Here is a 24,860-nt window from a genome sequence, read left to right as displayed (position 1 = left end):
GGCGGCGCTGCGCCCTCGGGTAGGCTGGGCGGTGATCGCGCCCCCACGGTGTGCGGCGCATCGGCCCCTCTGTCGCTGCCCCGAAGGATCCACTGTGCCGAAGCCCGTCGTGCTCATCGCCGAAGTTCTCTCTCCTGCCACGATCGAGGCCCTGGGCCCCGACTTCGACGTCAGGCACGTCGACGGCACCGACCGGGAGGCCCTGTTCGCGGCACTCGCCGAGGCGAACGCGGTGCTCATCCGCTCGGCGACGCAGATCGACGAGGAAGCCCTCGCGCACGCTCCGCAGCTCAAGGTCGTCGCGCGGGCCGGTGTCGGCCTCGACAACGTCGACATCAAGGCCGCAACGACCGCCGGTGTCATGGTCGTGAACGCGCCCACGTCGAACATCGTCTCGGCCGCCGAGCTGACGGTCGGGCATATCCTGAGCCTCGCGCGCCGGATCCCGGCCGCCCACGCCTCGCTGTCGGCGGGCCAGTGGAAGCGCAGCTCGTTCACGGGCGCCGAGCTCTTCGAGAAGACCGTCGGCATCGTCGGCCTCGGGCGCATCGGCGCACTGGTCGCGGCGCGCCTCGCCGCGTTCGACATGCGCGTGGTGGCCTACGACCCCTACGTGACCTCGGCGCGTGCGCAGCAGCTCGGCGTGCAGCTGCTCTCGCTCGACGAGCTGGTCGCGGAGGCGGACTTCCTGACGATCCACATGCCGAAGACGCCCGAGACGACGGGCATGATCGGCGCCGAGCAGTTCGCGGCGATGAAGCCGACGGCGTTCGTCGTGAACGTGGCCCGCGGCGGGCTCATCGACGAGGAGGCTCTGCACGAGGCTCTCGTGGCCGGCGAGATCGCCGGGGCGGGGCTCGACGTGTTCACCTCGGAGCCGCCCGCGGAGGGCGGTTCGGCGCGCCCGCTCCTCGACCTGCCGAACGTCGTCGTGACGCCCCACCTGGGTGCGAGCACCGAGGAGGCTCAGGAGAAGGCGGGCGTCTCGGTCGCGAAGTCGGTGCGTCTAGCGCTCGGAGGAGACCTCGTGCCCGACGCGGTGAACGTCGCCGGCGGGGTCATCGACCCCTACGTGCGCCCCGGCATCTCGCTCGTCGAGAAGCTCGGCCAGATCTTCGCGGCCCTCGCGACCTCGCCCCTCACGAGCCTCGACGTCGAGGTGCACGGCGAGCTCAACGCCTACGACGTGAGCGTGCTCAAGCTCGCCGCGCTCAAGGGAGTCTTCACGAACATCGTGAGCGAGACCGTGTCGTACGTGAACGCCCCGCTCCTCGCCGAGCAGCGGGGGATCGCGGTGCGTCTGCTCAAGGACGACGTGAGCGCCGAGTACCGCAACGTCATCACTCTGACGGGCGCGCTGTCCGACGGCACGCAGCTCTCGGTCTCCGGCACGCTGACCGGGCCGAAGCAGACCGAGAAGCTCGTGGGCATCAACGACCACGCGCTGGAACTGCCGATCGAGAAGCACCACGTCGTGATGCTCTACACCGACCGTCCCGGCATCGTCGCGGTCTACGGACAGAAGTTCGGCGAGGCGGGCATCAACATCGCCGGCATGCAGATCGGCCGTCTCGCGGCGGGGGACCAGGCGCTCAGCGTCCTCACCCTCGACTCGCCTGTGTCGGACGAGCTGCTCGACGACGTGCGCGGTGCGATCGACGCCGACCTGTTCCGTCAGATCGAGATCACCGAGGTCTGATCGCAGACCACGACAGGGAGGATGCCGTGTTGCACGGCATCCTCCCTGTCCGCGTTCCCGAGGTGTGCGGCCTCAGGGAGCCGTGGCGCGCAGGACGAGTTCCAGGAGCGCCTCGAGCTCCTCGCGATGGGGGACGAGGTGCTCCCCGCCGTTCACGTCGAGCGAGTTGTTGAAGTAGAGGCCGTCGCTCACGAGCATCACGAGGTCGAGGCTCGCTCGATCGCGGACGTGGGGGCGGATCGTGTCCTCCCAGCGTCGCCGCACGTGCCGCAGCGCGTCGCCGGCCGCGGCGGATCCGCCCTGCGCGAGGCGTGACGTGGCGATCAGAGCGCGGTCGAGCGCGTCGTCCTCCATCACCGAGGTGCGCACGTAATAGGCGACCGGTCCCTCGTCGTGGGCGTTCATGCGCTCGAGATCGATCGTCGTGAGCCTGTCGAGCCGATCCAGGATGCCGGCCACGAGGTCGTCCTTGGAACCGAAATGGTAGAGCAGGCCGCCCTTCGAGACCCCGGCCTCTCGTGCCGTGGCGTCGAGGGTCGCGGCACGCTCGCCGTCGTTGATGACGATCTTCTCGAACGCGTCGAGCACGCGTTCGCGGGCCAGGGGCGGTCTGGGCATCGGGGTCCTCTGCTCGGCGGATTCCTGTGTTCACGCTAGTGCCAGGGGAGCGGTGATTCTGTTACTATACCAGCCGGACGGTTTAGTTTTAGGCCGTCGCGATTCGAAAGGTGTGACCCATGACCCGTACGGCGTCGATTCCGACGACGGAGACGGATGCTCCCCGAGTAGGAGCCCGCGGATGGGCGGCGCTCGTCGTCCTCATGCTGCCGGTGCTGCTCGTCTCGGTGGACAACACGGTGCTGAGCTTCGCACTCCCGGAGATCTCCATCGCGCTCGCCCCCACCGGCGCCGAGCAGCTGTGGATCATCGACGTGTACCCGCTCGTGCTGGCGGGTCTGCTCGTGACCATGGGTACTCTCGGCGATCGCTTCGGTCGCCGCCGGATGCTGCTGATCGGCGCGACCGGATTCGCGATCGTGTCCGCCCTCGCCGCGTTCGCTCCCACGGCGGGGCTGCTGATCGCCGCTCGCGCCCTCCTCGGATTCTTCGGCGCCATGCTGATGCCGTCGACGCTGTCGCTGCTGCGGTCGATCTTCCTGAACCGCGACCAGCGTCGCCTCGCGATCGCGGTGTGGGCATCCGCGTTCTCCGCGGGCGCTGCCCTGGGGCCGATCGTCGGCGGGTTCCTCCTCGAGCACTTCGCCTGGGGCTCCGTGTTCCTGATCGCCGTGCCGGTGCTCATCCCGCTCCTGATCTGTGCGCCGTTGCTCGTGCCCGAGAGCCGTGACCCCCACCCCGGTCGCATCGACCCGATCAGCATCCTGCTCTCCATGGCCGCGATGATCCCGGTCGTGTACGCGATCAAGTCCTTCGCCGTGGACGGCCCCTCGCTGACCGCCGGCGCCTGGGCTCTGCTCGGCGTGGTGATGGGGTGGCTGTTCGTGCGGCGCCAGCTGCGCGCCGAGATCCCGATGCTCGACATGGCGCTGTTCCGTCGCGGCTCGTTCTCGGGCGCGATCCTCGTGAACCTGCTGAGCGTCGTCGCGCTCGTCGGCTTCCTGTACTTCGTGTCGCAGCACCTGCAGCTGGTCCTGGGGCTCTCGCCGATGGTCGCGGGTCTCGCTCTGGTGCCCGGCATGGTCGCGATGATCGTCGCCGGTCTCAGCGTGGTGCCGATCTCGCGCCGCGTGCCGCCGCACATCCTGGTGCCCGCCGGACTGGTGTTCTCGGTGATCGGCTACCTGCTCGTCGCGGTCTCGACCGAGGACCACGGCGTCGCGCCGCTCATCCTCGCGTTCGTGGTGCTGGGCATCGGCATCGGCGCGGCGGAGACGATCTCGAACGAGCTGATCCTGTCGAGCGCGCCGGCGGCCAAGGCCGGTGCCGCGAGTGCGGTGTCCGAGACCGCGTACGAGCTCGGCGCCGTCCTCGGCACCGCGGTGCTGGGTGGCCTCATCACGGCCTTCTACCGCGGAGCGCTCGTGATACCGGACGGGATCCCCGCAGACGCCGCCCGCGCGGCGGCCGAGACCCTTGCCGGTGCGTACACCGCGGCCGCAGCGCTCCCCGCGCAGCTCGGCGAGGCTCTGTGGGCGGCGGCGTCCGCGGCCTTCGGCTCCGGAGTGCTCGTGACCTCGCTCATCGGAGCCGCGCTCGTCGTGCTGGCCGGCGTGATCGCGGCCGTCACACTGCGCAAGGCACCCACGCACTGACCACTACGCTGGGAGGACCGGCCACCCGCGCGCGGGTGCGCCGGTCCATCCCGATGCAAGGAGTCGCATGTCGCGTGTCGTGAAGCTGGCCCTGATTCCCGGAGACGGGATCGGCCCGGAGGTCGTCGCCGAAGCCGAGAAGGTCCTCGATGCCGTCACCGCCGAGAGCGATGTGACCTTCGAAAAGACGCACTTCTCGCTCGGAGCGGCGCGATTCCTCGAGACCGGCGACACGCTCACGGACGACGACCTCCAGGCGATCGCCGCGCACGACGCGATCATCCTCGGTGCCGTGGGCGGAACCCCCGGCGACCCGCGTCTCAAGCACGCGAACATCGAGCGCGGTCTGCTCCTCAAGCTCCGTTTCACGCTCGACCACTACGTGAACCTGCGTCCGTCGAAGCTCTTCACCGGCGCCGCGGGCCCCCTCGCGAACCCGGGGGAGATCGATTTCGTCGTGGTCCGCGAGGGCACCGAGGGGCCGTACGTCGGCAACGGGGGAGCGATCCGCCAGGGCACGCCGCACGAGATCGCGAACGAGACTTCGGTCAACACCGCCTTCGGCGTCGAGCGCGTCGTGCGCTACGCCTTCGACCTCGCGGAGCGTCGCCGCAAGAAGCTGACGCTCGTGCACAAGACGAACGTCCTCGTGCACGCGGGAGCGATTTGGAAGCGGATCGTCGACCAGGTGTCGGCCGAGCACCCCGACGTGCAGGTCGACTACCTGCACGTCGATGCGGCGACGATCTTCCTCGTGACCGACCCCTCGCGCTTCGACGTGATCGTCACGGACAACCTCTTCGGTGACATCCTCACCGACCTCGCCGGCGCCGTCACGGGCGGCATCGGCCTCGCAGCCTCGGGGAACATCAACCCCGACGGCGCATTCCCCTCGATGTTCGAGCCGGTGCACGGATCCGCGCCCGACATCGCCGGGCAGCAGAAGGCGGACCCCACGGCCGCGATTCTCTCGGTCGCGCTGCTGCTCGACCACCTCGGCCTGTCGGCGGAGAGCGCTCGCGTGAGCGCCGCCGTCGAGGCCGACATCGCCGCGCGCACGGGCGCGCGGCCGACCGCGGAGATCGGCTCCGCGATCGCTGCACGCCTCTGAACGACAGGCGTAGGCTGAAGCGGCGCGAGGATGCGCCCACCCACAAGGATTGGATGAAGAGATGACGACCATCGACGCTGAGGCCGCGTTGGCTCCGCTGGAGTTCGCGGTGACGAAGAACCTGAACGCCGCCACGAAGGCCCGTGTCGCGGAGGTGCACGACGACCCCGGTTTCGGCGTGGCGTTCACGGACCACATGGTCGACATCTGCTGGTCGGCCAAGGGCGGGTGGCACCGTCCGCGCGTGCAGCCGTACGGCCCGATCGCGCTCGACCCCGCGGCCTCCGTGCTGCACTACGCGCAGGAGATCTTCGAGGGCATCAAGGCTTACCGTCACGCGGACGGCTCGGTGCACACGTTCCGTCCCGACCGCAACGCGGCGCGTATGCAGGCGAGCGCGCGCCGACTCGCCCTTCCCGAGCTCCCGACCGAGTACTTCATCCAGTCGCTCCGCGAGATCGTCGCGGTCGACGGGCACTGGGTGCCGTCCGGCGAAGATCAGAGCCTCTACCTGCGCCCCTTCATGTTCGCCAAGGAGGCGTTCCTGGGTGTGCGCGCAGCGCAGAAGGTCGCCTACTACGTGATCGCGAGCCCGGCCGGGGCATACTTCACCGGCGGCGTGAAGCCCGTGCGCATCTGGCTCTCGGAGGACTACGCCCGCGCGGGCAAGGGCGGCACGGGCAAGGCGAAGACGGGTGGCAACTACGCCTCGAGCCTCCTCGCGCAGAAGGAGGCGAGCGCCAAGGGTTGCGACCAGGTCGTGTTCCTCAACGAGAAGCGCGACGTCGAAGAGCTCGGCGGTATGAACGTCGTGTTCGTGTTCAAGGACGGCCGCGTCGTGACGCCCGAGTCCGACAGCATCCTCGACGGCATCACGCGCGACTCGCTGCTGCAGCTCGCGGAGGACCGCGGCTACACGGTCGAGAAGCGACCCATCTCGATCACCGAGTGGCGCGAGGGCGTCGCCTCGGGCGACATCGTCGAGGTCTTCGCGTGCGGGACGGCCGCCGTCGTGACTCCCATCGGCGCTCTCGTCGGCGAGGGTTTCGATGAGCCGCAGCCGCTCGGCGACCTCGCTCTGTCGCTGCGCGAGGAGCTCACCGACATCCAGTACGGCCGCCGAGAGGACCGGCACGGTTGGCTCCTGCGCCTCGACGCCTGAGCCTCAGCCGTCCGACCCGGATCGGACACGCGACCCCGCTTTGCGAACCCTGCAAGGCGGGGTCGTCTCGTCGAGGCCCCTGGCTAGGCTGGATGCATGAAGATCGCCCGATTCAGCAATGACGACGCCATCCTCTTCGGGATCGTCGACGACACCGACCTCGTCGTCCTCGCGGGCGACCCGCTCTTCGCGGGCTACGAGACGACGGGCGTGCGTGTGCCGATCGCGGATGCCGTGATCCTGGCACCCGTGATCCCGCGCTCGAAGATCGTGTGCGTCGGCAAGAACTACCACGACCACGCGGCCGAGATGGGCGGCGAGGCCCCGGAGGAGCCGCTGCTGTTCCTCAAGCCGAACACCTCCGTGATCGGCCCCGGCGACGCGATCGTCCGCCCGGCCATCTCCGAGCAGACCGAGTACGAGGGGGAGCTCGCCGTCGTGATCGGCCGTGTCGCGAAGAACGTGTCGGCAGCCGACGCGCTCGATCACGTTCTCGGCTACACGATCGCGAACGACGTCACGGCGCGCGACCTGCAGCGCAAGGACGGCCAGTGGACACGGGCGAAGGGCTTCGACACGTTCTGCCCGCTCGGCCCGACCATCAACACGGACTTCGACCCCACGACCGCGACCATCGAGACCCGTGTCAACGGCGAGGTGCGCCAGCACGCGCCGCTCACGGACATGATCCACTCGGTCGCCGCGATCATCGAGCACGCTTCGGCCGTCTTCACGCTGCTCCCGGGTGACGTGATCCTCACCGGCACGCCCGCCGGCGTCGGCGCCTTCTCGGCCGGCGACACCGTCGAGGTGGAGATCACCGGCCTCGGCATCCTGCGCAACATCGTGCGCGACGCACCACGCGCGTCATGAGCGTCGTCGCCCTGTCGGCGGCTCAGCTCGCGCGGGTGCAGCGCCGCACGGTGCTGACCCTGTCGCTCGGGCAGGTGCTCGGGGGCATCGCCTTCGGAGCGACCGTCTCGCTCGGTGCGCTGCTGGCCGCCGACATCTCGGGCGATGACGCGCTGTCAGGCCTCGCGACCGCCTCCGTGACGCTCGGCGCCGCGCTGTGCGCGATCCCGCTCGCACGCCTCGCCGCTCGGCTCGGACGCCGGCGCGCCCTGACGCTCGGCAACCTCTTCGCTCTCGTGGGCATCGCGGTCGTGATCCTCGCGGCGTCGCTACGGGTGTTCCCGCTGCTGCTCGTCGGCATCGTCATGATCGGCGCCGGGAACGCGGGCAATCTGCAGTCGCGGTTCGCGGCGACCGACCTCGCGGCGCCGAAGCACCGCGGTCGGGATCTCTCGATCGTCGTATGGGCCACGACGATCGGCGGCGTCGCCGGTCCGCTGCTGCTCGGCCCCGGCGAGGTGGTCGGCGAGATGATCGGGATGCCGCCGCAGACCGGCTCGTACGCGTTCTCTTTCGTCGCGCAGTGCGCCGCGCTCGTGCTGTACCTGGTCGCGCTGCGCCCTGACCCGCTCCTCACGGCCCAGCGTCTCTCGACGGCTGCGGAAGCCGCCACGGGCACCGTCTTCGCCGACAGGCCGCGGGTCGCGCGGTACGCGATCTTCGCGATCGCCGGGTCTCATGTCGTGATGGCCTCGGTCATGGCGATGACTCCCGTGCACCTCTCGCACATGGCGCACGGCGCACACGGAATGGCGCCGACGCCGGCGGACGTCTCGGCGCTCGTCGGGATCACGATCGCGCTGCACGTCGGCGGCATGTACGCGCTCTCACCGGTGTTCGGCATCCTGGCCGATCGCTGGGGTCGCCTCCGAGTCGTTCTCCTGGGGCAGGTGCTCCTGGGCGGGGCTCTGGCGTTCGCGGTGTTCGTGAACGATCAGGAGTGGGGAGTGATGGTCGCCCTGATCCTGCTCGGTCTGGGCTGGAGTGCCGCGACCGTCGCCGGGGCCGCGCTGCTGACGGAGGCGAGCGCGCCGGAGCTGCGCACTCGTCGTCAGGGGCGCAGCGACTCGCTCATGAGCCTGTCCGCGGCGGGGGGAGCCGTGCTCGCGGGCGTCGTGCTGGCGAACTTCCAGTACGCGGGTCTCGGCATCGCAGCCTCGGTCATCGTGCTGATCATCGTGGTGCTGTCGCCCCTCGCGGTGGAGCATTCGCCGCGTGAGGTCGAGAGCCGGTGAGGCCGTGAAGGCGTGGAACGGCACCGGTGAGGCGTACGCGGTCTCCTACGCGTCCCTGTGCCTGGGGACCGGACCGCAGCTGATCGCCGCGCTCGGACGGGGTGAAGGGCGCACACTGCTGGATGTCGGGTCGGGTACCTCCTCGCTGCTCGCCGAGTTCGCCGGGCAGGGCTGGGCGGTCACGGGATGTGAGCCGGAGCCCTCCATGCGGGCGGTCGCGGAGCGCGAGCATCCTGACATCGACTGCGTGGCCGGAGCCCTGCCGGAGCTGCCGTTCGACGGGCAGTCGTTCGACACGGTGACGGCGAACTTCGTGCTCAACCACGTCTCGGATCCGCGGGAGTCGGCCGGGGAGCTCGCGCGAGTGGCGCGCCAGCGCGTCGCGGCGACGATCTGGGTGCAGTCTCCGTCGTGGTTCTGGAGGGAGATCTGCGACCGTGCAGGACTCGTGCCGGCCGAGGGGGAGAGGCTGCCTCCCGAGCGTGACTTCGCTCGGACCGCCGCGGGCTTCGCGGAGATGCTGACGGATGCCGGATGGCGTGGCGTCCAGGTGTCCGAGAGCACGTGGACGTGGCGGGCCTCGCCTGCGGCGCTCTGGGCGTCGGCGGAGGGCGGCGTGGCCGGCGCCGGCCTCTTCTACCGGAGCCTCGACCCGGCAGGGCGCTCGGCCTTCCGGCGTGGGTTCGATGAGCTGTGCGACGTCCTCGCGGTCGGCGATGAGGTGCCGCTCGAGCACACCGCCGCCATCGCCGTGGGAGAACCCCGCTGAGCCGTAGAATCGAAGGGCTATGGCTACTCCTCATCCCCTCACCACGACCGCCAGCGGTGCCGACGTCCGCGTCCGCTTCTGCCCTTCGCCGACCGGCCTGCCGCACGTCGGCATGGTGCGCACCGCGCTGTTCAACTGGGCGTACGCCCGTCACAACGGCGGGAAGATGGTGTTCCGCATCGAGGACACGGACGCTGCCCGCGACAGCGAGGAGAGCTTCCGCCAGCTCGTCGACGCTCTGACCTGGTTGGAGATCGACTGGGACGAGGGCGTCGAGGTCGGCGGACCGCACGCACCGTATCGCCAGTCGGAGCGCCACGACATCTACCGCGGCGTGATCGAGAAGCTCCTCGCGACAGGTGCGCTCTATGAGAGCTACTCGACCGCCGAGGAGATCGACGCCCGCAACGAGGCCGCAGGACGCGCGAAGCAGCTCGGCTACGACAACTTCGACCGTGACCTCACCGACGAGCAGAAGGCCGCCTTCCGCGCCGAGGGGCGCCAGCCCGCGCTCCGCCTGCGGGTGCCCGACGAAGACGTCACGTATGTCGACCTCATCCGTGGCGAGGTCACGTTCCCGGCCGGATCCTTCCCGGACTTCGTGGTCGTGCGTCCCAACGGCATCCCCCTCTACACCTTCGTGAACCCGGTCGACGACGCGCTCATGGGGATCACGCACGTGCTGCGCGGCGAGGACCTCATGCCGTCGACCGCGCGCCAGCTCGCGCTGTACGCGGCGCTGATCGACGCGGGGGTCACGACCTTCGTGCCGCGCTTCGCCCACATGCCGCTCGTGCTGGGGGAGACCGGCACCAAGAAGCTCTCCAAGCGCGACCCGCAGGCCGATCTCTTCCTGCACCGCGAGCGCGGCTTCATCCACGAGGGCCTGCTGAACTACCTGGCGCTGCTCGGCTGGTCGATCGGCCCCGACCGCGACGTGTTCTCGCTCGAGGAGTTCATCGCGGCTTTCGACATCACGAACGTGAACCCGAACCCGGCCCGCTTCGACCAGAAGAAGGCCGAGTCGATCAACGGCGACCACATCCGGATGCTGGGGGAGAAGGACTTCGCCGAGCGGACGATCCCGTACCTCGCGGCAGCGGGTCTCTTCGACGAGCCGACCCACGAGCAGCTCGTGCTGGCGTTCCGTGCAGCGCCCCTCGTGCAGGAGCGCGTGCAGCTGCTCGGCGACGTCCCCGGCATGCTGGGCTTCCTGTTCGTCGACGAGGTGTCGTACGACGCAGATGCGTTGAAGGGCCTGCCGGCGAACGCCGCCGAGGTGCTCGACGCCTGTGTGGCGGCCATAGAGTCGGTCGAGGAGTTCACGCCGGAGAGGATCCAAGACGCGCTCGCGAAGGCGCTCGTCGAGGACCTCGAGCTCAAGCCGCGCGTGGCCTACGGGCCGCCCCGCGTCGCCATCACGGGTCGCCGTGTGTCGCCGCCGCTGTTCGAGTCCATGGAGCTGATCGGCAAGGACGAGTCGCTCCGCCGCCTGCGCGGACTCTCGGCGTTCCTCGCGCAGTGACGGCACGCCCGGGCGGCGACCCGCGATCGGACGTTTTGGCATTCCGGTCGCCGCTCGGGTAGGCTTGACTCTCGGTGCGAGGCCCAGGTTTCGCCCTTGGGGTATGGTGTAATTGGCAACACGGCTGATTCTGGTTCAGTTGTTCTTGGTTCGAGTCCAGGTACCCCAGCACAACGAAAACCCCCGCTCAGGCGGGGGTTTCGTGGTTTGTGGGGCGGGTTACTCGCATTCTCCGAGGAACCCGAGATAGCACACGGCCTCATGCGTCTCGGCGGGGCGGTAGTCCTCGTTCGACACCTGGCGCACATCCGTCTCGGGGGTGCGCGAGAGGTTGCCGTAGGTGCCCAGCGTGGCCACGTACGAGCCCGGCGTGTCCTGGGCCTGCATCTCGAGGATCGCGCCGTTGTACTCGGTGCACAGGGCGGTCGCGTCCTCGGTCAGCTCGACGCCCACGCAGGCCGCGGTGTAGCTCGCGAGGAGCAGGTTCGTGCAGTCGGTCCAGTCCTGGTTCACGAAGCAGGGGTTCACCGCGTCCATCGTCACGTCGAAGCGCCCGGTCTCGTAGGTCTCGCTGTGGAACGTCTCGGGCTGCTCGGGAACGTCGACCTTGGTCCAGGTGCGGGCCGTGGCGAACGCCGTCACGACGACGATCGCGATGATCAGGAGCAGCGCGCCGAGGACCGACAGGGTGACCCACAGGCCGACGTTCTTCCGCGCAGGCGCTGCGAGGCCCGCGGCTCCCGCGAACTGGGCGGCCCCTGGGTAGCTCGCACCGGCGTACTCCCCGCCGGAGTAGCCCGCACCGGGGTGGCCGGTACCGGGAAATCCGGTCTCGGGGTACGCCGCGGTGGTCGCGAAGACCGCATCCACAGGCGCGGGACCCGCGAGAGGGACCGTGGGCTGCGCGGTATCCGGCGCAGGGGCGCCCTGCGGTGCGGTGTACTGCGGAGGTGGCGGGGCGTCGAAGCTCGCCGGACCGGTCGGGGGGCCCGGCGCGACCGGTGCCTCGGGAGTCGGTGCTACCGGCTGCAGGGACAGCCAGTAGCCGTACCAGCTCTGCACGGATGCCGGATCGGCGGCGACCAGCTCGGCCTCGGTGTCGCTGAGGGGGAGGGCGAGGCCGCCGCGCAGATCCGGTCTCGCGAGGGCCGACTGGAACTGCTCGAGTGACATCGTCATACACATGAGGATGACAGACCCCGGTGGCCGTCGACAATCCGGTCGGTGACGACGCATCGAACGCGACCTCCGAGTCCTAGCAGATCGCGCTGCTGCGACGCCATGCCCTATCGCGTCGTCGTCGGGAGGCGGCATCCTCGATGTCGTCGACGAGCGAGACCCGGGAGGCACGAGGATGGCGCTGAGACGAGTCGTTCCAGGAGAGGAACCGGGTATCCGGCGTCGCCGCTCGGGATCCGGGTTCCGCTACCTCGACGCGGGCGGGGAGCCCGTGTCGGAAGCCGACCGCGAACGCATCTCCGACCTCGTCATCCCGCCGCGATGGACCGACGTCTGGATCGCCGCCGACCCGCTCGCGCACATCCAGGCCGTCGGCACCGACGACGCCGGTCGCCGCCAATACGTGTACCACCCGCTGTGGCGCACCGGCCGCGACCAGCGCAAGTTCGCTCGCGCCCTGCGTCTCGCCGCCGCCCTGCCCTCCGCCCGCCGACGGGTGACGATGGCGATCGGCGAGCCGGGGCTCTCCCGCGATCGTGCCCTGGCTGTCGCGTTCCGCCTGCTGGACGACGGTGCCCTGCGCATCGGCTCCGAGCGCTACCTGGTCAAGCACGGCAGTCGCGGGCTCAGCACCCTGCGTCGACGCGACGTGCGCATCGACGGCAGCACCGTGGCCCTCAGCTTCCCCGCCAAGAGCAAGCAGCTCGCGTCCATCGAGATCACCGACGAGGCATTGGCCGAGGCGCTCACGGAGTTCTCGGTCGGGTCGCCCCGAGCGACGCTCCTCGCCTACCGCAAGGGACGGCGCCGCGTACGACTGTCGTCCACGGAGATCAACGACTACCTGCGCGAGGTCGCCGGAGGGAAGTTCACCGCGAAGGACTTCCGCACCCTGCACGGCACGATCCTCGCGGCCGACGCGCTCGCGCGCATCGGCGTGCTCGAGGGTCGCAACGACCGCAAGAAGGCCGAGCGCCTCGCGGTGCAGGCGACGGCCTCGGCGCTCGGCAACACGATCGCGGTGGCGCGCAGCAGCTACATCGACCCCAGGGTGTTCCGTCAGTACGCGCGCGGTCGCACGCTCGATCTCACGGTGTCACCCGAGTCCGCGATCCGGCGGCTGCTCGGCAAATGAACCGGTTCGACGCGCTGCATGACCGATAGAGGGCGGATGACAGGATGGGAACATGGACACAGCCAATCTCTCCCGCGAGGAGACGGCCGCGCGATCCGCATCCGTCACCGTGCACCGCATCCGCGTCGAGCTCGACCTGACCGGCGCCCCTGAGCGCGCGCGACCCGGATTCCCGACGACCACCACGCTCGAGTTCTCCGCGACGAGCGATGAGACGTGGATCGATTTCATCGGCCTGTCCGTCGACCGCGTGCTGCTCAACGAGGAGGAGCAGCCCGTCGACTGGGACGGAGCCCGGATCCGCCTTCAGGGACTCGCCGCCGAGAACACGGTGCGCGTCGAGGCCGTCGGCGCCTACAGCCGCTCCGGTGAGGGGATGCATCGCTTCCACGACCCCGCAGACGACCTCACCTACCTCTACACGCAGTACGAGCCTGCCGATTCACGTCGGGTCATGGCCTGCTTCGAGCAGCCCGACATGAAAGCCGAGTACGTCTTCGTCGTGGACGCGCCCGCGGGCTGGGAGGTGCTGTCGAACCAGGCGCCGGCCACCGTCGACGAAGGCGTCGGGGTGCAGCGCATCGAGTTCGCGCCGACCCTCCCCATCTCGAGCTACATCACGTCCGTCGCCGCGGGGCCCTATGCGCGTGTCGAGGGGGAGTGGACCCGTGACGAGCAGCGCATCGCGCTCGCCGTGTTCGCGCGTCGCTCGCTGGCTGAGCACCTCGAGTCCGAGGAGATCCTCGAGATCACCCGACAGGGCCTCGACTTCTTCACCGAGGCCTTCGCCTACCCCTACCCGTGGGGCAAGTACGACCAGATCTTCGTGCCCGAGTACAACCTCGGGGCGATGGAGAACCCGGGCCTGGTGACGTTCACCGAGGCCTACCTGTCACGCGGGGCGGCGACCGAGGCGCAGCGTGCCGCTCGCGCCAACACGATCCTGCACGAGATGGCGCACATGTGGTTCGGCGACCTCGTCACGATGAAGTGGTGGGACGACCTATGGCTCAAGGAGTCCTTCGCCGACTACATGGGTGCCCACGCTTCGGCCGCTGCGACGCGCTTCCAGGACGCGTGGGTCACGTTCGCCGCACGCCGCAAGGCGTGGGCGTATCAGCAGGACCAGCTGCCGACGACGCATCCCATCGTCGCGGACATCACCGACCTGGAGGCAGCGAAGCTCAACTTCGACGGCATCACCTACGCCAAGGGGGCGTCGGTGCTCAAGCAGCTCGTGGCGTTCGTGGGCGACGAGGCGTTCTTCGAGGGCGCGCGTCGCTACTTCTCCGCGAATGCCTTCGGCAACACGACGCTCGACGACTTCCTCGTGCAGCTCAGCGCCGTCTCGGGACGCGACATGACCGAATGGTCGCGCGCGTGGCTCGAGACCTCGGGGCTCTCGACGCTCGAGCTCGACAGGGATGCTGACGGCGCGGCCGTGCTCGTACAGCACGAGCCGCGCCCGCACCGCCTGCGCATCGGTCTCTACGGCCGAGTCGACGAGCGCATCGTTCGCCGTGACCAGATATCTCTGGACATCGCCGCGGAGCGCACCCCGCTGCAGCTGCCCGACGCCGACCTCGTCCTGCTGAACGACGACGACCTCACGTATGCGAAGGCCAGGCTCGACGAGCGCTCGCTCGCGACCGTCGAGGAGTCGCTGTCGTCGATCGAGGATCCGCTCGCGCGTGCTCTGGTGTCGTCGTCGCTGTGGAACGCGACGCGCGACGGAGAGCTCGCCGCGACGCGCTACACGGCGATCGTCCGACGGCACGCTCCCGGCGAGTCCAACATCGGGCTGCTGGTCGGAGTGATCGCCAACGCGGCGTTCGCTATCCAGCACTATGTCTCCGACGACGCGCGTGCCGAGGAGCAGCGGCTGTGGGCCGAGACGTCGTGGGACGCTCTGCAGGCTGCGGATGCAGGAAGTGACGCGCAGCTGTCCTGGGCGCGATCGCTCGCCGCGGCATCCGCGTTCGACGACGTGCACCACGCCGAGGTCCGTGCTCTCCTGGACGGTGCGGCGCCTGAGGGGCTGACGATCGACCCGGATCTGCGCTGGCAGCTGCTCACGTCTCTCGTGGCGACCACGCACGCGGGACTCGACGAGATCGAGGCCGAGAGCGCGCGCGACGACACGGGCACCGGTCGCACCGCCGCACGCCGGGCGCGATCGTCGCGACCCGAGGCGACGGTGCGTGCCGCGGCGTGGGACGCGGCGTGGAACGACCACTCGCTCAGCAACGACCATCTCGACGCCGAGATCGCCGGCTTCCGCGCGGGCGGACGTCGCGATCTGGTCGACCGTTTCGACGAGGAGTACTTCGCCCGAATCTCCGATGCCTGGCGTACGCGCAGCATCGAGCTCGCGCAGCGTCTCGTCGTCGGACTGTTCCCGGCCACGCCGACGCTCGACCGCGTGGATGCCTGGCTCGACGCGCACGGCGACGCGCCGGCCGCTCTGCGGCGCATCGTGATCGAACAGCGCGATCATCTCGCACGCGATCTGCGGGTGCGCGCCGCCCAGTAGCTCAGCCGTCGACGACCGCCCGCGCCGTGCTCTCTCCGAGTGCGCGGAACTCCGGGCGGTCGTCGCTCTTCGTCAGGAAGACGGCAGCGAGGTACGCGGCCCAGGCGCGTGCGCGCGTCCACGTGGCGTCGTCGTAGCGCTCGGCGGTCGCGGATCGGAAGCGGATCCGACCATCCGCGTCGAAGAGCATCCAGGATGCCGCCAGGTCGTAGGCGGGATCGCCGGCGGTGACGTCGCCGAAGTCGATGAGCGCGGCGAGCCGACCCTCGTGGACGAGCAGGTTCCCCGGGTGCAGGTCGCCGTGGATCCACACGCGCTCGCGCGCGGGCGCGGCTGCGAGGCCGCGTTCCCAGATGACGCCCAGGTCGTCGGCCACGGCGTCGAGGCCGGAGGAGCGGAGCCCGTCGAGGTGCTCGCGCAGAGCGGCGTCTCTGTGCGGCAGGGGGACGCCCCGATACGGGTTGGCCGGAGCATCGGCGGGGGCCGACCCGTGCACGGCATCGAGCGCGGCGGCGAGCAGAGAGGCCCACGCTGTGTTCTCCTCGCGTGGCCGCCCCAGCGCGGGCGAGCCGTCGATCCACGGCACCACCGACCACGCCCAGGGAAAGAGCTCCGAGGGGCGGCCGACGATCACGGGCACCGGAGTCTGCACACCGAGGCGCGCGAGCGCCGGCGCGAGTGCGGGGAGGACGCGTTGCTCGTGCAGGATGAGGTCGGCGGCAAGAGCGCGCCGCGGCACGCGGACGGCGAGGTCGACGCCCAGTCGCCAGATCGCGTTGTCCCAGCCCTCGGCGGCGAGGTCGAGCGGCCGCGATGCGAGATCGGCGGATGCCGTCGCGAGAAGATCTCGAACAGCCGCGACGTCGAGGCGACGCTCGGCGGACGGAGAATCCGCCATCAGATGTCGAGAGACTCTCCGGGCTCGAGCACGAAGAACTCCCCGCCGTTCTGCTCGGTCGCCCACTGCAGACGCTGACGGTGCATGGTCTTGCCGGCGACGGACAGCGTCATGTCGTGCGTGCCGAACGCGCGTCGAGGCTTCACGGCGAGCACGTAGTCCATGGCTTCGCCGATCTTGAGCCACGGAGCGCCGAGAGGCGCGGCCATGGTCTGCACATCGATGCCCTCGGGGACGGCGTACGAGTCGCCCGGGTAGTAGAACACGTCGTCCACGAGCACGCCGACGTTCTCGACCACCGGAAGCGAGGAGTGGATGACTTCGTGCGTTCCTCCGAAGAAGCGCAGCGAGAAGTCGCCGGCCGTGACGGTCTCTCCCGGTGCGACGACCGTGATCTCGTAGCCCTCCGCGGCTCGGGCGACTCCGGCGGGTGCGAAGATCGGCGTGCCCGGCGCCGCGCGGAGGATGCGGTCGAGGTGCTCGGGCGTCCAGTGGTCAGGGTGCTCGTGCGTGATGACCACGGCGACCAGGCCGTGCAGGTCGTCGAGCGGTGCGGTGAAGGACCCCGGATCGATCACCAGGACGTCGTCGCCCTTCTCGATGCGGAGGGCGGCATGTTCGAATTTCGTGACGCGCATGAGACGAGTCAACTCCTTCCGACGGCCGCTGGCAAACGCTTCTCGGGCGCGCCACGCCCGGGATCCGGCGCGCTCCCGCCTCGATTTGGCGGCACGAGAATCGTCATGGCATACTTGAACAGTTGTCGCGGGACGGAAACGCTCCGCAAGACTGGCCCCATCGTATAGCGGCCTAGTACGCCGCCCTCTCACGGCGGTAACGCGGGTTCGAATCCCGCTGGGGTCACACAACAAACGAAAGCCCTCGGTTCGCCGAGGGCTTTCGTCGTATCCGGATGCGATCGACGAACGTCACTCCACGCGCTTCGATCCGGTGAGCCACAGTGCTGCCAGCGTGCAGGCGAGCGACAGCGCGGCCAGCGGGAAATCGAGCCCGTAGGTCGTGATGCCGATGATCGGCACGACGAACACGACCACGGCGACCACGCATGCTCGAGCGCCGGGGAAGCGCGGCGCTCCTGGAGCCGGAGCGGCCTCGAAACGCACGAGCCATAGCGACGCGGCCCACACGACGGCGAGCACGAGCAGCAGGAACACCGGCCGGGTCCACCACCAGATGGCGCTGCCCGGCGCGGGCATCGGCAGCGGCAGCACGAGTTGGATGCCGATGAGGATCATGATCACCGGCAGATGCCACAGGTAGATCGTCATGAGGCGTGAGCCGATCACGAACACAGCCCCCTGCGCCGCCCTGGTCCTCATGAGCGCGGTGAGGGGCCGGTGCAGCAGGGTGAGTCCCGCGGCCTGGATCACGGCGAGCACGGCCATGGGCGTGGTGGGCGGCCACTGGTTGGCGAGCATGCTCCAGGAGTATCCGTCGAGCGACACGAGACCCCAGAGCGCGAGATAGCCCACGGCGATCAGCAGCGCGAGCTGCCACCAGCGGCGACGCGCGAACCAGCCGTCGTACAGGAAGAAGCCGATCTGCTGTGCGAACAGCCAGACGAACACGATGTTGGGCACCCCGAAGAGCTCCTGACCCGCGCCGTAGCCGACGGGCGGGACGGGCTGGATGCCGAGTAGGCCGCCGATCACGATGTACCGGAACCCGTCGACCAGCAGCGCTCCGGCGAGCAGGACGAGCAGCACCCGGGCGCCGTGGCGCTCGTGCAGGCGCATCATGGCGGGAGCGCACGCCTGGACCACGAGATAGGCGGCGAGGAACCACAGCGGCGAGCCGACGCCGACCGCCACGACGTCGACGAGAGCCGGGTCGATCCCTAGCATCCGCACCGCACCGAGCGCGATCGTGAAGAACACGAACACCGGGACTGCCGGCCGCGCCAGCCGTGCCAGTCGGACGCGCACGAACGCATCGGCACTCTCGCCGCGGGCGACGGTCGACCGCCAGCCGGCACGAGCCGCGTAACCGCCCACGACGAAGAACAGCGGCATGATGTTCGCGACCCAGGTGGCGGCGCTGAACCACGGCTGCGCTTCGACGGTGCGTTCGATCAGGAGCGACCCGTCCGCGGCGCGGCCGACCCCGGTGAACAGGATGTGCACGAACACGACCAGGACGACGCACGTCACGCGGGCGAGATCCAGCGTGAGGTCGCGCCCGACGGGCACTGCTCTTGCGGTCGTCTCGCGGGCGGCGCTGCTCATGGCGATGACTCTAGCGTCGTGGCGTCGCCTCGTGCGGCCCGGGCGTCAGGCTGGGGATGGTGTGTCGCGGATCGTCATGGTGCGGAATGTCCGATTGCTTAGCGGCAGGATCATGATCGCCATCATCGCCCCACCGAACAGGGCGAACGGGATGCCGACTGCGGTCGCGGAGGCGAGAGCGCCGAACGCCGCCATCGCGAGGGGCATCAGGCAGTCGTCGCCGAGTCGGGTGAGCGAGCTCATGCGACCGAGGTAGGCGGTGTCGACGGTCGCGGCGAACGTCGCGCTCAGCAGCACGGAGGCGTATCCCGCCGTGAGACCGATGACGAAGGCGGCCGAGGCCACGAGCCATGCCGGTCCGAAGCCGAGGGCGACGATGGCGGCGCCCTGCACGACGAGAGCCCAGAAGCCTGCGAGCGCCTCTCGCCGTGGACGCCAGCGCAGCACGCTCGCGGCGCCGAGGGCCGCACCGAGTCCGAGCAGCGCCTCGAAGAGACCCACGGCCTGCGCTCCCCACCCCTGGTCGTGGGCGCGGAGCGCCAGGCCGATGCCGATCGCCGGCCCGACGGCGAGGTTGAGTCCGGACAGGGCGATCACGAGCGTGCGGGTGGTCGGGTGCACGCGCAGGTGTCCGAAGCCGCGTCCGATGCCGCGCAGGACCGGCTCCCGCTCGGCGCGGGGCAGCCGGAACCTCGGGCGCAGCCAGATCGCGATGAACGCGACCACGAGAGCGAACGTGACGGCGTTGGCGCTCGCGCTGCCGACGAGCCCCGACCACGCGACCAGTACACCGCCGAGCGCCGCGCCGGCCATGGTGCCGAGCCGCGTCGCCGTCTGCGACATGGCGCTGTAGGCGGGGAGGTCCCCGGGGCGGACGAGCTGGCGGGAGATCGTGCCAGCCGAGGGTTCGTAGAACGCGTCGCACACGCCGAAGGCGATCGCGGCGCAGAGCAGCAGGGCCACGCTCGGGGGCTCGGCCAGTACCCACAGGGCCACGGCGATCAGCACGCCCACGCGCACCGTGTTGAAGAGCATCATGACGCGGCGCGCATCGGCCCGGTCGGCGATAACCCCGCCGAACAGCAGGATCACGGCGCGCGGCACGGTACCTGCGGCGACGATGAGCCCCGCGACGGCGGGAGTGGCGATCTGCACGGCCGTCCAGGCGAGGGCGATGGTCCAGACCGCGTCTCCGGCATCCGACAGCGCCTTCACGATGATCCAGGCGTGGACCCGATGATCCCCGCGGAACGGGGGAGGGACCGTGAGCTGCTCCGGTGCGACGGCGGTCATCACGGCACCGTCGGGAAGGCGTGCGCGAAGAAGAAGATCGGGGTGCGCTCCTGCCCGTCCTCGAGATCGACCGAGTCCCTCCACTCGTCGAGGGTCTTCAGGAGCCGCGCCGAGAGGTCGCGCAGCTCGTCCGGCGACGCCCAGGACGTCGTCTCCGTGTTGGACGCATCGTACGCCGCATAGGCGGGGTCGTCGTGACGGCGCTGCCACTGCTGGAGCCGCTCGATCTGCATCCGGATGCTCTGGCGCTGGGCCTCGCGCGCGAGCAGCGCGTCGGCGGGCGAGTCGGCGAAGTCGCCTGCCGACCACGTGAGTCCCCGACGAGCCACACGCCACCAGCTCGTGCGGCGATCGCCCTGCGGGTCTTCGACGCGCTCCACGAGACCGGCGCGTTCCAGCATCCGCAGGTGATGGCTGATGCTGCCGACCTGGCTCTGCAGGGCCTTCGCGAGCGTCGTGACCTGTGACGTGCCGTACAGCAGCAGGTAGTCGTACATGCGCCGCCGCAGTGGGTGGTGCACGGCGGTGATGACGGAGATGTCTTCCATGCACGCAAAGGTACGGGCGAACGGATAGGACGACAAGACTTCTTGTATACCCCGGAAAATCAACGACGGGGGCGGTCTCGACGTATCGAGACCGCCCCCGTCGGAGGACTACTCCTCGGTCGCCCCGGCCGCCTCAGTACGGGAGCGGAGTGCCGCGGCATCCTTCACGCGGCGGGTGCGCCGCGCCCGCCGGATGCCCCACACCACCAGCACCACGAGCGCTGCGATCGCGAGCCAGGGGAGGAGGAACCCTACGGAGACGACGAGCGCGTTGAGCGACACCACGAGACCGTTCCAGCCGGCGAGCAGTCCGTCGCCGAACCCCGCCGGGTCCGCCGTGGTCGGCTCGGCGGTCTTCGTGAGCTGCACCTGCAGACTCGACATCGCGACCTGATCCTGCAGCGCCGTGAGCTGCTGCTGGTAGGACTCGAGCTGCGCCTGCCGATCGGTCAGCGCGACCTCGGCCTCGATCAGCTCCGACACGCTGCCCGACTGCGCCATCAGCTCGGTGAGTCGCTGGACGGAGGCCGTCGTCGCGTCCACGCGGGCCTGGAGGTCGATCGTGGTCGAGGTGACGTCCTGCTTCGAGATCGACGACGACAGCACCTCTCCGGATTCGCGCAGCTCCTCGATCACCGTCGGGAGGTCGGCGGACGGCACACGGATGCTGATCCAGCCGTAACCCGAGTCCGGCGCGACCGCGCCCCGGCCGTCGTCGAGCGCCAGGCTCTTGCCGACCTCGGTGCTCTCCACGTAGCCGTCGTACTCCTCGGCCAGCGCCGAGATCTCATCGGCCGCGGCGGCGATGTCCTTCACCTGCAGGGTGACGTTCCCGGTCGCGATGATGTCGCGGTCGGTCGCGTCGACGTCCCCCTGGGCGGTCTGCAGGTCGGGATTCACCGTGGAGGACTCCGGCGCCGCCTCCGAGACGCCCATCGGGTCGCTGCGGTCCGCAACGCCTCCGCTCGAACCGTCGGAGCTCCAGCCCGCGATCCCCGAGCCGCCCTCGGCGGTGCTCATGGCACTGCCGCCGACACTGCTCAGGATCGGCGGCGTGACCAGCACTCCGACGACGAACGCGGCCGCGATCCCGGCACCGGTGAGCCAGCGCCGTCGGCGCACGCGCGACCTGTCCGGGAGGGATGCGGCCATCTGCCGTGGCCGCTCCGAGGCGATCTCCTCGAACACCGCCTTCTCGATGCGGTCGACGGCGGCGTCGGAGAGCTCCGGCAGCCCGTCGGTGGTCTTGTCGTTCATGCCTCGCTCGCTTCCTTGACGGCACCGCGCAGGCGGGTGCGCACTCGCGAGAGACGATTCCGAACCACGGCGTGGCTGATGCCCAGCTCCTCGGCCGCCGCCTGATACGCGTAGCCCTCGGCGGCGCAGAGGCGGAAGATCTCGCGGTCGATCTCGCTCAGCGTGCCGATCTCCGCCGCGATGCGCTCCGCGAGGTCCGCGGTGATCACCTGCTCCTCGACGCTGATCGCCGCGGGGAGCGTGTCATCGACGGCATCCGCGGTGTGCGCCTGATCCCGCCGGCGCTGACGCAGCCGGTTCGCCGCCTGGAAACGGCAGATCGTCGCCAACCACGGCAGGACCGACTCTCCCTGCAGCTCCAGACCCGGCAGCTTGCGCCACGCGGTCACGAAGGTCTCCTGCGTCACGTCCTCGGCGTCGGCGGGGGAGCCGATGATGCCGTGGGCGATCCAGTAGACCGGTCGGACATACAGGCGGTACAGCTCGCGGAAGGCGCTCTCGTCGCCGGCCGCGGCCTTGGCCACCCATCTCTGATCACTCGTCTGCACGGGCATCCTGATTCCGTTCGGTGTCTCTCACCAGGGAAGTGTCGAGGGATGCCCCATCGTCTCAGATCAGTGTGCGGGGGCTCCGGTGGATGCCGCGTGCGCCGCCTTGATCGTGCTCTGCGACATCTTGTCGATCCACGCGAGGGCGAGCGCCGACACGATGAACACCATGTGGATCACGACCTGCCACAGCACGCCCGTGGGCGTGTACTCGCCGAGACCTGCCGCTTCGGACTTCGTGATGCCGTCCTCGTCCATGTTGCCGACCGCGATGAAGGTCTTGAGCAGGTGGATGGACGAGATGCCGATGATCGCCATCGCGAGCTTGACCTTGAGTACGTTGGCGTTGACGTGCGAGAGCCACTCCGGCTGATCGGGATGCCCGTCGGTGTTGATGCGCGACACGAAGGTCTCGTACCCGCCGATGATCACCATGATCAGCAGGTTCGCGATCATCACGACGTCGATCAGGCCGAGGACGCTCAGCATGATGGTCGCCTCGTTGATGTGCGTGATGTCGTGGAAGACGTCCTCGACGATCAGGTGCCACAGCTCGACCATGAACAAGATGACGTACACGAGCTGGGCGATGATCAGGCCGATGTAGAGCGGCGCCTGCAGCCATCGGCTGACGAAGATGAGGGAGCCGATCGAGCGGGCCCAGGGGTTGCGCTGAGGTGTCTCGAGCGGTGTGGCTCCGGAGGCGGGCTGATCCGTGTGCGAAGTCGTGGTCACGACGACCATTCCACCACGCCCCAGGGTCTAGCATGGACTTCTGCGAGAGGGAGTATCCCGGATACGCGCGTAACGTCATCACGAGCATCGTCGAAGCTGCTCCGGGCGCGCGCCGCACCGATGTGTGCGGGGGAGAGACTTTCGGACTTCTCCGTACCCTCTCGAAAGGTCCCGCACGCCCGTGGACATCCCTCTCTGGTTCGAGATCACCTCGATGGTGGTTCTGAGCCTCATCCTCATCGGCGATCTGCTGCTCATCCGCCTGCGCCCGCACATCCCCTCGACCAAGGAGTCGACGCTGTGGGTCGTGTTCTACGTCGGGCTCGCGCTGCTGTTCGCGCTGATCCTGGGTAACGTCGCCGGGTGGCGAAACGCCGGTGACTTCATCACCGGCTGGGCGCTCGAATACAGCCTCTCGGTCGACAACCTCTTCGTGTTCGTGCTGATCATGGCGCAGTTCGCGGTGCCGCGGCGCCTGCAGCAGCAGGTGCTCATGGTGGGGATCATCATCGCGCTCGTGCTGCGCGGGGCCTTCATCCTCGTCGGCGTCACGATCATCGAGCACTTCTCGCCGATCTTCTACATCTTCGGCGCGTTCCTGATCTACACGGCCATCAAGCAGGCGATGCCCGAGGGTGACCATGACGACGACGTGAAGCGCGAGAACTTCATCGTGCGCCTGCTCCGCCGCCGCATCGACATCAGCGAGACCTACGACGGCTCGAAGATCCGCACCACGGTCGACGGCAAGCGGATGTGGACCCCGATGGTCATCGTGTTCATCACGATCGGCGTGACCGACCTGATCTTCGCGATCGACTCGATCCCGGCGATCTTCGAGATCACCACGAACGGTTTCCTGGTGTTCGCGGCCAACATCTTCGCCCTCATGGGGCTGCGCCAGCTGTACTTCCTGCTCGGCGATCTGCTCGACCGCCTGCGGTACCTGCACTACGGCATCGCCGTGATCCTCGGCTTCATCGGCGTCAAGCTCATCCTTCATGCGCTGCACGAGAACGAGCTGCCGTTCATCAACGGCGGGCAGCACGTCGAATGGGTGCCCGACATCGACAACCTCGTGTCCCTGGGCGTGATCGTCGTGTCGATGACGGTGGCGACCATCGCGAGCCTGGTGGCGTCCTCGCGGGAGAAGCGCGCTGCGCGGCTCACGACGCCGGTGGACTGAGCCTCAGCTCTCTTTCCAGAGCGATTCGGCCTCGAGCGTCAGATCGATCAGCTGGCCGAGCAGGCCGCCGGTCGTCGTGGACTGCAGGAGCGTGTAGCGGTCGTACTCGCCGAGCGGGGCGATCGCGGCGAGCTGCCAGGCCGCGGCGATCGGATCCTCCGACAGCTCGGTGTCGGGGTCCCAGGGGCCGTCGCTGCGTGCGAGCACCCGGCGCACGATCGCCTCGGCCTCCGTCCGCAGCGGTGCGAGCGCGTCGTTCCACACGAGCGCGGGGACGGGTGAGGTCTCGGCTCTCGGGTGGGGTTCGTCGTCAGCCCAGCGATCGACCGAGAAGCGCGCAGTGCCGACCGCGACGATGTGGAGCACCTCGGCGTCCGCAGTGACGCTGACCAGACGCGCCATGGTGCCGATCGTGCTGCGCTGGTCGCCGCCGCCGACCTCGTGGCCGCGCTGGATGAGCACGACGCCGAACTGCGGGTCCTCCTCGTCGAGGAGACGGCCGACCATGGTGAGGTACCGCGGCTCGAACACGCGCAACGGCAGAGGCGTGTAGGGGAACAGCACCGAACCGAGCGGGAACATCGGCAACGCGATCATGAGCCCAGTCAACACCGAC

At 69.3% G+C, this 24,860-nt stretch carries 22 protein-coding genes and 2 tRNA genes; 13 read left to right on the top strand and 11 right to left on the bottom strand.

Translation table 11 applies throughout. The features are described 5' to 3' along the window. The first annotated feature begins 94 nt into the window (after positions 1-94). Positions 95-1,699, top strand: a complete 1,605-nt coding sequence (gene serA, locus MRBLMX7_RS02170) for a phosphoglycerate dehydrogenase (RefSeq protein WP_050721132.1) — start codon at positions 95-97, stop codon at positions 1,697-1,699. Positions 1,700-1,771: 72 nt separating this feature from the next. Here the strand turns inward: serA and MRBLMX7_RS02165 are convergent, their stop codons facing one another. Then, complete coding sequence (locus MRBLMX7_RS02165) at positions 1,772-2,317, bottom strand: TetR/AcrR family transcriptional regulator (protein WP_050721131.1); 546 nt, start codon at positions 2,315-2,317, stop codon at positions 1,772-1,774. A 119-nt stretch (positions 2,318-2,436) separates the two neighbouring features. Here MRBLMX7_RS02165 and MRBLMX7_RS02160 point away from each other — a divergent pair, with 119 nt between their 5' ends. The 8 genes from MRBLMX7_RS02160 (at position 2,437) to MRBLMX7_RS02125 (ending at position 10,855) form a co-directional block, all read left to right on the top strand. Further along, positions 2,437-3,972 carry an MFS transporter gene (locus MRBLMX7_RS02160; RefSeq protein WP_363365988.1) on the top strand — a complete coding sequence of 512 codons (1,536 nt, stop codon included), beginning with the start codon at positions 2,437-2,439 and terminating at the stop codon, positions 3,970-3,972. A gap of 67 nt (positions 3,973-4,039) precedes the next feature. Then, complete coding sequence (locus MRBLMX7_RS02155; RefSeq protein WP_363365987.1) at positions 4,040-5,083, top strand: 3-isopropylmalate dehydrogenase; 1,044 nt, start codon at positions 4,040-4,042, stop codon at positions 5,081-5,083. A gap of 61 nt (positions 5,084-5,144) precedes the next feature. Next, positions 5,145-6,245: a branched-chain amino acid aminotransferase gene (locus tag MRBLMX7_RS02150; RefSeq protein ID WP_363365986.1), complete on the top strand. Its 1,101-nt coding sequence runs from the start codon at positions 5,145-5,147 to the stop codon at positions 6,243-6,245. A gap of 96 nt (positions 6,246-6,341) precedes the next feature. Further along, complete coding sequence (locus MRBLMX7_RS02145; protein ID WP_363365985.1) at positions 6,342-7,118, top strand: fumarylacetoacetate hydrolase family protein; 777 nt, start codon at positions 6,342-6,344, stop codon at positions 7,116-7,118. After that, positions 7,115-8,392 carry an MFS transporter gene (locus tag MRBLMX7_RS02140; RefSeq protein WP_363365984.1) on the top strand — a complete coding sequence of 426 codons (1,278 nt, stop codon included), beginning with the start codon at positions 7,115-7,117 and terminating at the stop codon, positions 8,390-8,392. Before MRBLMX7_RS02145 ends, MRBLMX7_RS02140 begins: the two co-directional genes overlap by 4 nt. Then, positions 8,373-9,161, top strand: a complete 789-nt coding sequence (locus MRBLMX7_RS02135; protein WP_363365983.1) for a class I SAM-dependent methyltransferase — start codon at positions 8,373-8,375, stop codon at positions 9,159-9,161. The genes MRBLMX7_RS02140 and MRBLMX7_RS02135 overlap by 20 nt, the downstream gene beginning before the upstream one ends. Before the next feature lie 19 nt (positions 9,162-9,180). Further along, positions 9,181-10,686, top strand: coding sequence for a glutamate--tRNA ligase (gene gltX / locus MRBLMX7_RS02130; protein WP_363365982.1), 1,506 nt, complete (start codon positions 9,181-9,183; stop codon positions 10,684-10,686). A 97-nt stretch (positions 10,687-10,783) separates the two neighbouring features. Then, positions 10,784-10,855: transfer RNA gene (locus MRBLMX7_RS02125), tRNA-Gln, on the top strand. 50 nt (positions 10,856-10,905) lie between these two features. On the opposite strand, the gene MRBLMX7_RS02120 is transcribed toward MRBLMX7_RS02125, so the two are convergent. Beyond that, positions 10,906-11,865 carry a hypothetical protein gene (locus tag MRBLMX7_RS02120; protein ID WP_363365981.1) on the bottom strand — a complete coding sequence of 320 codons (960 nt, stop codon included), beginning with the start codon at positions 11,863-11,865 and terminating at the stop codon, positions 10,906-10,908. Positions 11,866-12,040: 175 nt separating this feature from the next. Here MRBLMX7_RS02120 and MRBLMX7_RS02115 point away from each other — a divergent pair, with 175 nt between their 5' ends. Continuing rightward, a complete protein-coding gene (locus MRBLMX7_RS02115) occupies positions 12,041-13,000 on the top strand; it encodes a DNA topoisomerase IB (protein WP_363365980.1) in 960 nt (319 codons plus the stop codon). Between the two features lie 52 nt (positions 13,001-13,052). Beyond that, a complete protein-coding gene (gene pepN, locus MRBLMX7_RS02110) occupies positions 13,053-15,533 on the top strand; it encodes an aminopeptidase N (RefSeq protein WP_363365979.1) in 2,481 nt (826 codons plus the stop codon). Between the two features lies 1 nt (position 15,534). Here the strand turns inward: pepN and MRBLMX7_RS02105 are convergent, their stop codons facing one another. Together MRBLMX7_RS02105 and MRBLMX7_RS02100 are read right to left on the bottom strand one after the other, a co-directional pair. After that, a complete protein-coding gene (locus MRBLMX7_RS02105; protein WP_363365978.1) occupies positions 15,535-16,431 on the bottom strand; it encodes an aminoglycoside phosphotransferase family protein in 897 nt (298 codons plus the stop codon). After that, on the bottom strand, positions 16,431-17,069 hold the full coding sequence (locus MRBLMX7_RS02100; RefSeq protein WP_050721119.1) for an MBL fold metallo-hydrolase: 639 nt from the start codon (positions 17,067-17,069) through the stop codon (positions 16,431-16,433). Before MRBLMX7_RS02100 ends, MRBLMX7_RS02105 begins: the two co-directional genes overlap by 1 nt. A 153-nt stretch (positions 17,070-17,222) precedes the next feature. On the opposite strand from MRBLMX7_RS02100, the gene MRBLMX7_RS02095 reads away from it, so the two are divergent. Beyond that, a tRNA-Glu gene (locus MRBLMX7_RS02095) sits at positions 17,223-17,295 on the top strand. 65 nt (positions 17,296-17,360) lie between these two features. Here the strand turns inward: MRBLMX7_RS02095 and MRBLMX7_RS02090 are convergent. The 6 genes from MRBLMX7_RS02090 to MRBLMX7_RS02065 all read right to left on the bottom strand — a co-directional run bounded on the left by MRBLMX7_RS02090 (position 17,361) and on the right by MRBLMX7_RS02065 (position 23,058). Further along, the gene (locus tag MRBLMX7_RS02090; protein ID WP_363365977.1) at positions 17,361-18,677 is read right to left on the bottom strand and encodes an acyltransferase family protein; all 1,317 of its coding nucleotides are present in this window, start codon (positions 18,675-18,677) and stop codon (positions 17,361-17,363) included. A gap of 45 nt (positions 18,678-18,722) precedes the next feature. Continuing rightward, on the bottom strand, positions 18,723-19,970 hold the full coding sequence (locus tag MRBLMX7_RS02085; protein ID WP_363365976.1) for an MFS transporter: 1,248 nt from the start codon (positions 19,968-19,970) through the stop codon (positions 18,723-18,725). Then, entirely contained in the window at positions 19,970-20,518 is a 549-nt protein-coding gene (locus MRBLMX7_RS02080) for an ArsR/SmtB family transcription factor (protein WP_363365975.1), read from the bottom strand. Before MRBLMX7_RS02080 ends, MRBLMX7_RS02085 begins: the two co-directional genes overlap by 1 nt. A gap of 108 nt (positions 20,519-20,626) precedes the next feature. Then, entirely contained in the window at positions 20,627-21,775 is a 1,149-nt protein-coding gene (locus tag MRBLMX7_RS02075; protein ID WP_363365974.1) for a DUF4349 domain-containing protein, read from the bottom strand. Further along, positions 21,772-22,329: an RNA polymerase sigma factor gene (locus MRBLMX7_RS02070; protein ID WP_363365973.1), complete on the bottom strand. Its 558-nt coding sequence runs from the start codon at positions 22,327-22,329 to the stop codon at positions 21,772-21,774. The genes MRBLMX7_RS02075 and MRBLMX7_RS02070 overlap by 4 nt, the downstream gene beginning before the upstream one ends. Before the next feature lie 60 nt (positions 22,330-22,389). Further along, on the bottom strand, positions 22,390-23,058 hold the full coding sequence (locus tag MRBLMX7_RS02065; RefSeq protein ID WP_363365972.1) for a TIGR00645 family protein: 669 nt from the start codon (positions 23,056-23,058) through the stop codon (positions 22,390-22,392). Between the two features lie 181 nt (positions 23,059-23,239). Here MRBLMX7_RS02065 and MRBLMX7_RS02060 point away from each other — a divergent pair, with 181 nt between their 5' ends. Next, complete coding sequence (locus MRBLMX7_RS02060) at positions 23,240-24,244, top strand: TerC/Alx family metal homeostasis membrane protein (RefSeq protein WP_363365971.1); 1,005 nt, start codon at positions 23,240-23,242, stop codon at positions 24,242-24,244. Positions 24,245-24,247: 3 nt separating this feature from the next. Here the strand turns inward: MRBLMX7_RS02060 and MRBLMX7_RS02055 are convergent, their stop codons facing one another. Beyond that, positions 24,248-24,841, bottom strand: coding sequence for an LON peptidase substrate-binding domain-containing protein (locus MRBLMX7_RS02055; protein ID WP_363365970.1), 594 nt, complete (start codon positions 24,839-24,841; stop codon positions 24,248-24,250). Between the last annotated feature and the right edge of the window lie 19 nt (positions 24,842-24,860).

Source organism: Microbacterium sp. LMX7-1.2 (genome assembly GCF_040675935.1).
Classification (GTDB): Bacteria; Actinomycetota; Actinomycetes; order Actinomycetales; family Microbacteriaceae; genus Microbacterium.
Note: the sequence above shows the minus strand (reverse complement) of the source record. Positions and strands in the feature narration are given on the sequence as shown.